Genomic DNA, 12,594 nt, shown 5'->3' on the forward strand with positions numbered 1-12,594 from the left:
AACGAGGACGATAACCGCCTTTCCAAGCGGAACCGTGCATCCCACGCGGAAGCAGAACTACAGCAAAGCCCCCGAGTCATCAGACCCGAGGGCTTTTTCCTATAGCCGTTTTAGGCGTCAGAGCCTTCCGCGGTGCCGGTCGCCTCCGCAACCTTCTGCGCACGAATACGCGGCTCCTTACCCTGCACCTTCACCTCCAGGAACTCGCCCACATGGCGAATCTCCATGGCGCTCACGCCGTGACCCGCACCGGCGTACAGCACCTTAATGCCGTCGGTGTACTTGCGGATCCAGTCGTAGGTGTAGTTCACCATCTCCTGCGGGATGACGGGGTCTTCCTGGTCGCGGCCGAAGAACACCGGCAGTTCGGTCTTCTTCAGCTCCTCATCCTTGAAGTACGGCGAATCTGAGTCCACCGCGTAGCCGGACAGGCCCACTACGGCGGCGAACTCGCCGGGAGCGTGACGCACCATCGAGGTTGCGATACCCATGCCCTGCGAGAAGCCCAGCAGGGTCACCGAAGCGTACGGTTCACGGTTCGCGCGTACCCACTCCAGCACGTAGTCGCTGGCCTGCTCGATGGCGCGCTGGTCAGATTCGAGCTGCTGGTTCAGCGGGTACCACTGGTAGCCGATAGCATCTGCGGCAATGTAGGCGCCGGTCGAGTCCGCGGAGAACTGGGTGCCAACCGGCTGCGGTGCACGCATGGAGGCGTAGGTGAAGCCCTCCTGTGGAAGGTGCGCCGCCAGAGACAGCAGATCGTGCTCCTGGGAGCCGTAGCCGTGCAGCATGAGCACCAGATGGGTGCCTGCACGTTCGTTCTCGGGGCGGGTGTATTCGACGACGTATTTGTTTTCGCTCATGAACCCATCTTAGCGAGGACTCCCCCACAAACCTGCACCGCAGGTTCCGCCGCTAGCTTGACCCTCACCTAACGTGAGGTTTTAGAGTGAAACCATGGACGCGAACATAACACCACCTGACGGGCAGCACGAATACACCGTGGGAGAAGCGGCATCATTGCATGGGCTCACAGTCCGCACGCTACACCATTGGGAGCAGCGGGGCTTACTCAACCCGGCACATGATGAGTTCAACGGGTACCGGTACTACACCGATGCAGATCTTGAACGAATCACCGTCATTATGGGATACCACGCCATCGGCATGAGCCTTGACGCCATTCGCAACATACTGCAGGATCGGGCGAACAGCACCGAGCATCTGCTCGCTCAGCGGGATATGCTTCAACGCAAAATCGCCGCGTACGGACGCATGCTTGAAACCATCGAACACCTTTTGGAGGACACCATGGCACCTAAAAATGAGCAGCTCAGCGCCGCCGAAAAAGCAGAGATTATGGGTGAAGGGTTCAGCCTCGCCCACCAGCAGGAAGCGCAGGAACGTTACGGAAAAACTGACGACTGGGCTGAATACCAGCGCCGCACTGCCTCGATGGACCGTGCCGACTGGCAGAATGGCAAACAGCAGGTCAACGAGGTAGAACAGGTCCTCGTCGAGGCGTTCAACCGCGGAGTGAAGCCGGGCAGTGAGGAGGCGAACGCGCTCGCCGAGCGGCACCGCGCCTCCCTGTTCTTCTTTGAGGTCACCCCCGCCAAGCACGCGATTCTGGCGCGCGGCTATGTTGAGGATGCCCGTTTCAAGGCGCACTACGAGAAGCTTGCGACCGGGCTCGCAGAATGGTTGCGGGATGTCATCTACGAGAATGCTCGTGCACACGGTGTCGACCCTGATGAAGCCGCCTGGGGTTAAATCTTTGGCTGAAAATACCCAGTAGCTAGGGGTGAGTAGCTGAGTGTGAAAGCTGAGCACAGAAAAACGCCCGGTATTCCCAACGTTGGGAATACCGGGCGTCGGCGTGCATACCTGTATGAAAATTAGACGGCTATCTAGCGGGTGCCATCGAGGTGACGGCGGTGCTCCTGAATACGGCGATCCAGGTGCTCAAGGTTCTGCTGCAACCCCACAATCTCATCCTCAATCTTCTGACGGGCACGCTCCATCACATCAATAGATAGAGCGTGGTCGTCCGGATTGCTCAAAATCGTGCGAATATCGGCAAGACTCATTCCGGCCTGACGGCAGGTAGCAATAAACCGTGCCGAGGAGATGGACTCCTCGTCAAAAACGCGAGTTCCGTGAGCATCACGGGGCACAGCAATGAGCCCCTCTTTTTCGTAATAGCGCAGGGCGTGGGTGCTCACCCCCAACTGCTCCGCTACCTCTTGAATACTTACCACAGCTTTAATGCTATGGGGTTAGAGCGGGTCTAAAGCAAACCGAGAACCTTTACCTTCCAGTGCAACAGGAGGCTACTTCCGCGGTATCTCGCGGAGACCTTCTAAAACACCTCAAAAACCGGAAAATATTCCCTGACTTGGCACGATACCCGTCAGGCGGGCACAAAGAAACGCCGGGCACTCGCGCTATGCGAGTACCCGGCGTCCTATAACCCAACCGTCAAGGTGAACGTTAATTCTCAACGGAGGGAAGGACAGTTGAGAATACCCAGCCATTCCCTCACAATCCCACACCCACTGTTTGGATAAAACAACATTCAACAGGATGCGTGAAACGCCTTCGGGTGCCGGTTGAGTTAGCGAGTAACAGCGCCGTACAGACGAGTCATCGAGTCCAGCGCCTCACGCTCACGCTGCGCCTCGCTCGGGGTAGCAGATTCATCTTCAACACCCAGGGCGCGCGCCAGAATCTTCTCCACCTGCTTCGCCTCAATCAGGAAGCCGTCATGGCCGTGGTTCGACTCGATAATATCCACGGCGACCGGGGTGGGCAGCGCCTCCGCCAGACGGTGCGACTCGTGCGGGAAGAACAAGCGATCCGTGTTCACCGCCGCAATCGTCCACTCGCAATCGGTGTGCGCCAGCGCCTGCGCCAGGGTGCCGCGGCCACGCGCCACATCGTGCGAAATCAGTGCCTCGTTCACTGCCAGGTAGCTATTCGCGTCAAAGCGCTCAACCAGCTTGGCGCCGTGGTGGTCCAGGTAGCTTTCGATGGCGTAGCGGCCACGCGGCTCACCCAGCGAGCCGCCCACGGTGCTTTCGCCACGGTTCTCTTCGCGGCCGAAGCGGTGCTCCAGCTCGGCGGGGCTGCGGTAGGTGGTGTGGGCGATGCGGCGTGCCAAAGCCAGACCGGCAGTCGGCGCGGGACCGTTGTAGTAGTCGCCACCGGCGAAGTTCGCGTCCGAACGAATCGCAATGTTCTGGGTGTGAGCCCAGGAAATCTGCTCCGCCGTAGCCGAAGGACCGGAGGCGATGACCGCGCATCCGCGCACCAGCTCGGGGTTGGTTGCCGCCCACTCGAGGGCGCGAGCGCCACCGAGGGAACCACCAATCACGTAGCGGAAACTCGTCACGCCCAGTGCACGCGCCAGACGCGCCTCCGCACGTACGGAGTCGCGGATGGTTACCTGTGGGAAGCGGGAACCCCAGTGCTCACCGGCACCCGGGTAGCCTTCGGGAATAATGCTTGCCGGTCCGGTGGAGCCGTAGCAACCGCCCAGAATATTGGGGGCAATCACGAAGTAGCGGTTGGTGTCTACGACCGAGCCGGGGCCCACGATGCCTTCCCACCAGCCGTCCGACTCGATAGCGCGAATCAGCGGGGCGGGCATGTCGGGGGTGGGGACGCCGCGGGAGACATGCGTATCGCCAGTGAGCGCATGCAAAATCAGGATGGCATTATCGCCAGCCTCATTGAGCGTACCCCAGGTTTCGTAGCCGATGGTGACCTGCGGCAGGGTTACGCCGGATTCGAGCTCCAAGTCGCCGATGTTCAGCTGACGCAGGTAGCCTTGCGCTTCGGGGTGCTCGCGCTGGGTGCCCGCCACGGGGATGGGCGCGGTAACAGGCTGGTTGATAGTGCCGGATTGCTTGGAACTGGACAGCGTGGTGCCGGACTGGCTAGTGCTCTGGGTGGTCATGGGGTTCCCTTCACTGGGTTGGCCGGCGAGGTGGTGCCGGGTGTGAGCGGGGTACTCGTCTGCGGGTTGAATCTGCGGTTGAGTCTGCGGGTTGAGGCAGCGAGGCGGCGGTGCCGCGCGCTTATGAAACGCTCCCTAACGGGGAATCCGCAGGTGGACCGAAAAGCCGTAGCTTGCCGGTCCACCTGCGGGTGCATCACCGTTTAGGAGAGGGTGTCGAAGCCCAACTGCAGGTCGGCGAGAATGTCGTCAATGTTCTCGATACCGACTGCCAGGCGGACGAAGTTCGGGTACACGCCAATCTTCTCCAGCTCTTCAGCGGAAAGCTGGGAGTGGGTGGTGGAGGCGGGGTGAATCACGAGCGAGCGCACGTCGCCAATGTTCGCAACGTTGGAGTGCAGCTTCAGGGCGTCCACGAAGTCGCGGGTCTGCTCCAGGGTTGCGTCCTTGAGGGTGAAGCCGAGAACCGCGCCGGGGCCCTTGGGCAGGTACTTTTGTGCACGCTCGTACCAGGGGGAGGATTCCACGCCAGCCCAGATGACCTTCTCGACCTGCGGGTTTGCTTCGAGCCAGCGGGCGACCTTGGTGGCGTTCTCGATGTGGCGTTCGATGCGCAGGGAGAGAGTTTCCAGACCGATACCGATGTTGAAGGCGTTGGTCGGGGAGATGGCTGCACCGGTGTCGCGCAGCAGGGAGACGCGCGCCTTCAGGATGTAGGAGAGGTTCGCACCGAATGCGGAGTCCTTGCCCAGGTCGCGTGCGTAGACAAGGCCGTGGTAGCCGGGGGCGGGCTGGTTGAACTTGGGGAACTTCTCGGGGTCTGCACCGTAGTCGAAGTTACCGGAGTCAACGATCACGCCGCCGATGGAGGTGCCGTGGCCGCCCAGGTACTTGGTTGCAGAGTGGACGACCACGTCCGCGCCATATTCGATGGGGCGCAGCAGGTAGGGGGTGGGTACGGTGTTGTCCAGGATCAGGGGCACGCCGTTTTCGTGCGCAATCTTGGCGATGGGCTCAATGTCGAGCACGTCGTTGCGGGGGTTGGGCACGGACTCGCCGTAGAAGAGCTTGGTGTTGGGGCGAACTGCGGCACGCCATGCGTCCAGGTCGTCCGGGTCCTCAACGAAGGTGGTTTCGACGCCGAGGTCGGCGAGGGTGTACTTGAGCAGGTTGTAGGTGCCGCCGTATATGGAGGGCGAGGCGACCACGTGGTCACCGGCGCCGGCAATGTTCAGGATTGCGTAGGTGATAGCTGCCTGACCGGAGGCCAGCAGCAGCGCGCCAACGCCGCCTTCCAGGGAAGCGATGCGGTTTTCGATTACTTCCTGGGTGGGGTTGTTCATGCGGGTGTAAATGGGTCCCAGCTCGGCGAGAGCGAAACGGTTCGCTGCCTGCTCGGCGCTGTCAAAGACATAAGAGGTGGTCTGGTAGATGGGTAGTGCCCGAGCTCCCGTTGCGGCATCCGGCGCCTGACCTGCGTGAATCTGGCGGGTTTCGAACTTCCAACCGGCGGGGTTGGCGGGAGTCGGGACGGTAGTGTTGTTGCTCATGCGTGGCTCCTAATGGGGATTCTTAGGGGGCCGCATGCCGACGGTACAGGAATCGTCGTCGAATAATCCTGTCACGATTGATGTACCGTTATCGGTCACATCGGTCCCGCGCTTGCGTCACGCTTTTGCGTGCCGCCTGGTCTTCACCCAGGGCACCCCACCGCGGAGGAGGGTTGCCGGCCAGCTAGCTGGGGCTTATCGCTGGCGCTCTTGACCTGTATTCAGGGTGTCATAGGGCGTTGGGTGGGGTCAAGGGTTTTGTGGGTGAACGGCACTTTAAGACATTTCATTGCAAAGATGACGTTTTTTAACGTCGATGAAGCTCATGCTGTCGGTGAATATGACACGGGAATCCGCTGCGCAGGTGGTGCCTCATGGATAGTGCTTTCAGAGCGAGTGCCCCACCCTCCAAATAGTAATTCCCATCACTTTTTCGATGCTTTTCGGTACACTGAGACTACACATACACTCACGCAGGGCGCGGCACACTCCGCTGTTTATCCTGCCCAGCATCCCTCCGGTATAGGGGCCAGAGGGTCATACCCGAAGGTTACCTACCATGTCTCTTGTTCTTGACGCCGCGCAGCTCAGCCGTATCTTTGGCACAGGCGAACGCGCCTTCACCGCCGTCGACCGTGTGTCCCTTCGCATCAGCTCCAGCGAGATCCACGCCCTCCTCGGCCCCAACGGCGCGGGCAAAACAACCACCGTGCAGATGTGCTCGACCCTGCTCACCCCCACCAGCGGCACCCTCACCGTGAACGGTGTGGATGCTATCGCTCACCCGCAGCGGGCGCGCCGTCACGTGGGTCTCGCACTCGGCGGGGATAGCGGCTTCTACCCGCGCGCCAGCGCCCGCGACAACCTGCTCTTCTTCGCCGATGTTGCGGGGGTTTCCGGGCGGAGCCGGCGGCGCGAGGTGGACCACGCCCTAGCCCGCGTGGAACTCACCGATGCGGCGGCGCGACCCTTTCAGGAGTTTTCCCGCGGCATGAAGCAGCGCCTGCACATCGCTCGCGCGCTGCTCGGCTCCCCCGCCCTGCTCCTGCTGGACGAGCCGACCAACGGGCTCGACCCCGATATCGCCCTGACCGTGCGAACCCTCATCCGCTCCCTCGCGGAAGACGGCGCCGCCGTTCTGCTGACGAGCCACCTGCTCGGCGAAATTGAGGACCTAGCGCACACCATCACCGTTTTGGGCGCCGGTTCCGTTGCGGTGAGCGGCAGTCTCGAGGACGTTGCCGCACACGCCGGTATTGCCGCCACGACTGTGGTTCAGGTGGATCCCACCGCCACCGAGGGTCTTGATACACTACGCGGATTCCTCCACGATAAGGCGGCGGTACTTTTTGCCCCGCGTGGTTCCGGCTGGGAACTGACCCTCTACTGGCACGGCGAGCGCGCCACGTTCGAGGCGGGCGAGGCTCACCGCATCCTGGCGGATGGACTTGCCACCGCACGCATTGGGGCACGAACCGAACCGTACACACGCCCGGCAACCTTGGAAGAGGCATACCTGGCAATGGCGGAGGGGCTCAAGCGATGAACGCTCAGACGCAACGCTCGGAAGAGTTCCAGCGGCAGGGTCGACGGTACGACCTGTGGCAGGAGTGCGCCCGCCAACTGCGACTCATGGGCTTTAGCCTGCGCCAGTTCCTGACGGTCCCCTACTTCATTCAGCTGCTCATCAGTACGGTACTCGGCTCGGTCATCCTTCAGGCGCTCGCCGTGCATGCGGCGGCGCAGAGCTCCGCGGGTCACTCCGTTGACCCGACCCTCGCGTGGACCCGCGCGGGCATTGTGGGCATGTGGTCGGTCTGCATCGTGTCTGCGGGCATCATCAATTTTGAGCGTTTCCGCGGGACCCTCGTGTACCTGTGTTCGGGGTCGATTTCTCCGGTGCGGGTGCTGGCGGCTATCGTTTCGAGCGCCTCCATCGTGGGTCTGGCGGCCCTACCCCTATCGTGGGCGGTTTGGGCTCTCGTAACACTCAATCCGCGGGTCACGGACTTTTCTGCTCTCTGGCCGCGCTATGTTCTGGGCGTTCCCCTGTTGTGGCTTGCCTGCCTGTCGGTCACGTTCATGATTGCGGTGTTCTTCGTGGCGACGCCGAACGCTATCGCCTACGAGGAGCTGCTCCTCGTGCCGGTATTTATTCTCTCCGGGGTTCTTTTCACGATGGTTGAGGCACCCGCCTGGCTGGATGCTGTAGGCACGCTCATTCCCCTACAGGCGCCGGTGCACCTGCTACTGGGGCGCACCCCCATGAACACCCCGGCGGATGCGCTCCTGCCCGTTGCGCAGACGCTCGCCGTGAGCTTCATCTGGGCGTTATGCGCCTTCCTTTTTGCCCGGAAGGCTCTCGCCTCCGCCCGTCGTCGCGGCACCCTGGGGGCGATGTAGCGTGCGTGCTCTCTCTGCTGATTCCCTACCCGGGGTGGTGCGCCGGGCTCTGTCTACCGCCTCTATCGGCTGGTCATCTTCTATTACCTTCGCAACCCTCGGAACGGCCATCACTACCCTGGTGCTCGTGCCGGGCCTCAACGTGCTTTTTACGGTGCTTTTGGGCGCCGACCTCGCCGCGAACGATACGGTGCGCATCGGCTGCGCGACCGCCCTGATTGCCACCCTCAGCTCGGTGGCCGCCGGCATTGTCGCGCGCGTCGCCACCGACCGGTGGATTGGCATCTTCGAGTACGTGTGCACGGCACGAGCGGTGGATGCTGGCTACTGGCTGGGTGCGGCGGCGGTGCCCGCGCTGCTGGCTTCCGTGACGGGCCTGAGCAACGTGGGCATCGTGTGGTTGCTCTCCCTCACGGCACCCCCTACCGGGGCGGCTTCGGGGCTTCTGCTTGGAGCCATTGCGCTGATGCCGGTTGCGGTTCTGGGCGGGATCTGCCTGGGCATTTTTGCCGCCGGGCTGGGTCTGTACCTGTCCGATCCGTACACGGGGTCGAATTTCCTGTCGATTATTCTGCCGGTGAGCGCGGGTGTGATTGTTCCGGTGAGCACCTACCCCGCGTGGCTTGCGTGGCTGTGTTCGTGGGTTCCCGGGTCCCGGCTGGTGCAGGTTTTAGATGCCTCTAGCGGCATTACGAACGGTACCACCCCGGAGCTCTTCGCGTCCCTGGCGGCAGACGCGGCGCTGGCGGTACTCTACGCCGCAGTGGGGTTGGGGCATACGCTCCTCGCCGCCCGCCGCATCCGCGCTGGCGCCCGCGCCTCGCTGCTATAGGGTGCGAAACCCAAAAAGAACGAACCTTTCATACGCCCCCTCCCCCGGCGCGCTATCCGGGCATGACAACCAACCGGGCGCCGCAACCACGAAAGACTATTCCTGTGACCATTACTCCCGCTTCATACACCTTAGAGACCCTCGGCTTCGACCCTTCCTGGCAGGGGTCGGCAATCCGCGCCGCGTTCACCCTCAACGGCACGCTTGATGATTTCACCCTCGCCCGCGTCAGCGCCGTACACCGCACCCGCTGCGAGCTACTGACCTGCGAGCGGGGCGAACTCGTGAAGCTCTCCGCTCCCCTGCGCCCGGTCGAGAACGACTACGGCGAAGAGGAATACCCCGTCGTGGGCGACTGGGTGCTCGCCCAGCCCATCCCCGGAACCGGCGGTGAAACCCACCCCGCGGAGCATAAACCCCTCGCGATTCTGCCCCGCCGAAGCTACCTTACCCGTCCCAGCGCCACCCGCGAATCCGCAGATCAGCCCGTCGCCGCCAACGTGGATATGCTCTGCATTGTTGAGCCGTGCTTCCCGGAGCCGTCCATCGGGCGCGTTGAACGCTACACCGCCCTGGCGCACGCTTCCGGGGTGCAGGTCGCGCTGATTCTCACCAAGGGTGATTTGGTGACGGCGGAACAACTCGCCGGGTATCAGGAATCCCTGGGTAACGGTGTTGATGCAGTGCTCACCGTCTGCACGGACAACGGCTACGACCCTGCCCCGGTCGCGGAGCTTGTCGCCGGACGCACCGCCGCATTCCTGGGCCGTAGCGGCGCAGGCAAATCTACCCTCGTCAACGCTCTGCTCAACCCCGGAGTTGACCCCCGCGAGGATAGCCAAGAATATCAGGTGCAGGTCACCTCCACGGTCCGCGATGCTGACGGCAAGGGGCGCCACACCACCACCAGCCGCCAGATGATTGTTCTGCCCGGTGCGGAAGGCTCAAGCGAAGGAGACTCGACCAACGCAAAATCATCATCTGGCACGGTGCTGATCGACACTCCGGGCGTACGAGCCCTAGCCGCAACGAGCGATAGCGCCGCGATTGACGAAACCTTCGACGACGTCTCCAGCTACGCCTCCTCCTGCCGGTACAGCGACTGCTCCCACGGCTCCGAACCCGGATGCGCGGTGCAGCAGGCGCTCGCCGACGGTTCCCTCGACCCCGAGCGCTTCGAACGCTACCGCAGGATGATAGCCGAATCCGCGCGTCTACGCCTGCGCTCTCAAGAACGTGAGTACCGGCAGAGTAACCGTGCCTTCACGAAGGCAAACAAGGCGGGCCGCCGCACCCTCATGTCCATTAAGGGGCGCGCTAACTAGCCGCCGAACGCGCACGTTCCAGAAGGGTGCAGGGGGCTAATCTGGGTGACACTGCTCAGGCCTCAATATAGTAGCCTGCCTCACTCTTCGATACACTAGAACTAGGCGTGCCCACAGTCCCCCGCGCACCCTCACCGCCACCCGGCGGCACAGGAACGCGGGCGCAGACGGCACACACCATTCACAAACCCATAACTCAATGAAAGAGGTGGCAGCATGGCTGAACAGAACCTCACCCCGCCCGTACCGAAGAAGGTCGAGCACCGCCGCGAACACCACGGCGACGTCTTCATCGACCCCTACGAATGGCTCCGCGACAAGGAAAGCGAAGAGGTCCTCAACTACCTCAAGGCAGAAGCCGAATACACCGAAGCTGTCACCGCAGACCAGCAGCCCCTCCGCGAATCCATCTTCAACGAAATCAAGGACCGCACCCTGCTGTCGGATCTGACCGTCCCGAACCGTATCGGTGACTGGTGGTACTACAGCCGCATGGTGCCCGGCGGCCAGTACCCCGTCTTCTACCGCTACCCCGCCCTGCACGAAGGCGACGAGGTGGTGCGCTACACCCCGCCGACCGTCACCCCCGGCGAAGTACTCGAGGGTGAAGTCGTCATTCTCGACTGCAACGAATACGCAAAGGACATGGAGTTCTTCTCCCTCGGCAGCTTCCAGCCTGCACGTAACGGCAAGCTGCTGAGCATCTCCGTGGACGAGAAGGGCGACGAACGCTACGAGCAGCGCTTCCTCAACATGGAAACCGGCGCCTTCCTCGAAGACACCATCCCCAACATTGCGGCGGGATCCTTCTTCATCAACCACGCCGAACAGCTCATCTACCTCGTGCCCGACGAGTCGTGGCGCCCCTGGCGTGTCTACGTGCACGACGTCGGACAGGGCACCGAAGACCACCTGATTTACGAGGAACCGGACAACACCATGTGGCTCGGCGCCGCCATGAGCTCCGACCGTTCCTCCGTGGTCATTACCAGCTCCAACTCCGAGTACACGGAGGTGCGTCTCATCCCCACCCGCGAACCCAAGGGCGAGCCGACCCTGCTCATCCCCAAGAGCGCGGGCATCGAATACTACGCTGAGCCGCTCAACATTGCCGGCGAGCAGCACCTGCTGATTCAGCACGACTACAATGCGTTGAACTCCGAGCTGGTCCTCGCAGACATGCCGCGCGAAGGTGAAAGCCTCGAAGAGTACGCGCAGCGTTGGGTGCCGGTCATCCGCCACAGCGAACACGTGCGCTTGGAGGGCTTCACCTTCACCGCAACGCACCTGGTCGTCACCGCCCGCGCGGACACCACCACCCGCATCTTCCTCGCACCGCGTGAGCAGCTGCCCATCCAGTGGCGCCGCCGCCGCCCCGCCGGCGTGACCTTCATGGAACCTGCCGGCTTCGACGAGGAACTGTACACCGCCTCCGTGCTGCGTGCGGAGAACTACTCCCCCGTGCTGCGCATCGCCTATACCTCGTACCTGACGCCGCGCCGTGTCTACGACTACTTCCCCATGTCGCAGACCCTGCTGCTGCGCCGCGAAACCCCGGTGCTGGGCGGCTACAACCGTGAGGACTACCGCGCCTACCGTGACTGGGCTCCGGCAGCGGACGGCACGCTCATCCCTATTTCGGTGATTCACCGCGCCGACCTGGACATGAGCAAGCCGCACCCGGTCATCCAGTACGGTTACGGCTCGTACGAGTCGTCCATGGACCCGATGTTCTCCATCCCGATGCTGTCGATCCTGGACCGCGGCGTCATCTACGTCATTGCGCATATTCGCGGCGGCGGCGAGATGGGCCGCTCCTGGTACCAGAACGGCAAGAAGCTCGCGAAGAAGAACACCTTCACCGACTTCGTGGACGTCACCAGCTACATTGCGGCTAAGCCATGGGCTGATGAGGCGCGTATCGGCTGCTACGGCGGTAGCGCCGGCGGCCTGCTCATGGGCGCCGTCGTGAACCTCGCCCCCGAAAAGTACGCCGCCTGCCTGGCTGCCGTACCGTTCGTGGATGCGCTGACCACCATCCTCGACCCGGAGCTGCCGCTGTCGGCAATGGAGTGGGAAGAGTGGGGCAACCCGATTGAGGACCCGGAAGTGTACGCCTACATGAAGTCGTACACCCCGTACGAGAACATCCGCCCGGTCCGCTACCCGGCAATTGCTGCTGTGACGAGCCTGCACGACACCCGCGTGCTCTACGTGGAACCCGCCAAGTGGATTGCGGCGCTGCGCGAGCAGATTGACCCATCGTCGCCGGTGCCGCTGCTGAAGATTGACATGTCGGGCGGTCACGGTGGTGGTTCCGGCCGGTATACACGTTGGCGTGAGATCGCGTGGGATTACGCGTTCCTCATGAGCAACCTCGGCGTTACTGAGTAACACCCAGCAATAGAGAATGCTCCTTCTATATCTTGAAGATATGGAAGGAGCATTTCTCGTTATGGTACGTTGCGTTACTGGAGGGGCGGCGCTCATCCTCGTTCCTACAGGGGCACCCGCCCTCGCTTC

The 12,594-nt window shown here is 62.5% G+C and carries 10 protein-coding genes, 1 pseudogene and 1 riboswitch; of the genes and pseudogenes, 7 read left to right on the top strand and 4 right to left on the bottom strand.

Annotated elements, in window-relative coordinates; translation table 11 throughout:
- Positions 1-110: 110 nt before the first annotated feature.
- The gene (locus HMPREF2527_RS08605) at positions 111-863 is read right to left on the bottom strand and encodes an alpha/beta hydrolase (RefSeq protein ID WP_070507766.1); all 753 of its coding nucleotides are present in this window, start codon (positions 861-863) and stop codon (positions 111-113) included.
- Positions 864-957: 94 nt separating this feature from the next.
- Between HMPREF2527_RS08605 and HMPREF2527_RS09990 the strand changes: the two are divergent.
- Positions 958-1,239, top strand: a pseudogene (locus tag HMPREF2527_RS09990) (MerR family transcriptional regulator); the annotation flags it as partial.
- Between the two features lie 72 nt (positions 1,240-1,311).
- On the top strand, positions 1,312-1,773 hold the full coding sequence (locus tag HMPREF2527_RS09935; RefSeq protein WP_246824804.1) for a TipAS antibiotic-recognition domain-containing protein: 462 nt from the start codon (positions 1,312-1,314) through the stop codon (positions 1,771-1,773).
- A 137-nt stretch (positions 1,774-1,910) separates the two neighbouring features.
- Here the strand turns inward: HMPREF2527_RS09935 and HMPREF2527_RS08615 are convergent, their stop codons facing one another.
- From HMPREF2527_RS08615 to HMPREF2527_RS08625, 3 genes are all read right to left on the bottom strand, one after another.
- Positions 1,911-2,261 (bottom strand): MerR family transcriptional regulator, encoded by a 351-nt coding sequence (locus HMPREF2527_RS08615; protein WP_070507770.1) that lies wholly within the window; start codon positions 2,259-2,261, stop codon positions 1,911-1,913.
- A 356-nt stretch (positions 2,262-2,617) separates the two neighbouring features.
- Entirely contained in the window at positions 2,618-3,961 is a 1,344-nt protein-coding gene (locus HMPREF2527_RS08620; RefSeq protein ID WP_210390388.1) for a homoserine O-acetyltransferase MetX, read from the bottom strand.
- 203 nt (positions 3,962-4,164) lie between these two features.
- Positions 4,165-5,511, bottom strand: coding sequence for a bifunctional o-acetylhomoserine/o-acetylserine sulfhydrylase (locus HMPREF2527_RS08625; protein WP_070507773.1), 1,347 nt, complete (start codon positions 5,509-5,511; stop codon positions 4,165-4,167).
- A 103-nt stretch (positions 5,512-5,614) separates the two neighbouring features.
- Positions 5,615-5,727: riboswitch (SAM riboswitch) on the bottom strand.
- Between the two features lie 343 nt (positions 5,728-6,070).
- Here HMPREF2527_RS08625 and HMPREF2527_RS08630 point away from each other — a divergent pair.
- From HMPREF2527_RS08630 to HMPREF2527_RS08650, 5 genes are all read left to right on the top strand, one after another.
- Entirely contained in the window at positions 6,071-7,057 is a 987-nt protein-coding gene (locus HMPREF2527_RS08630; RefSeq protein WP_070507775.1) for an ABC transporter ATP-binding protein, read from the top strand.
- Positions 7,054-7,914, top strand: a complete 861-nt coding sequence (locus HMPREF2527_RS08635; protein WP_070507777.1) for an ABC transporter permease — start codon at positions 7,054-7,056, stop codon at positions 7,912-7,914. Before HMPREF2527_RS08630 ends, HMPREF2527_RS08635 begins: the two co-directional genes overlap by 4 nt.
- A gap of 1 nt (position 7,915) precedes the next feature.
- Positions 7,916-8,746, top strand: a complete 831-nt coding sequence (locus HMPREF2527_RS08640) for an ABC transporter (protein WP_070507779.1) — start codon at positions 7,916-7,918, stop codon at positions 8,744-8,746.
- Between the two features lie 104 nt (positions 8,747-8,850).
- Positions 8,851-10,071 carry a ribosome small subunit-dependent GTPase A gene (gene rsgA / locus HMPREF2527_RS08645; protein WP_070507781.1) on the top strand — a complete coding sequence of 407 codons (1,221 nt, stop codon included), beginning with the start codon at positions 8,851-8,853 and terminating at the stop codon, positions 10,069-10,071.
- Between the two features lie 216 nt (positions 10,072-10,287).
- The gene (locus HMPREF2527_RS08650; RefSeq protein WP_070507783.1) at positions 10,288-12,465 is read left to right on the top strand and encodes a S9 family peptidase; all 2,178 of its coding nucleotides are present in this window, start codon (positions 10,288-10,290) and stop codon (positions 12,463-12,465) included.
- The last annotated feature ends 129 nt before the right edge of the window (positions 12,466-12,594 follow it).

The sequence above is a fragment of the Rothia sp. HMSC071B01 genome (genome assembly GCF_001808945.1).
GTDB lineage: Bacteria > Actinomycetota > Actinomycetes > Actinomycetales > Micrococcaceae > Rothia.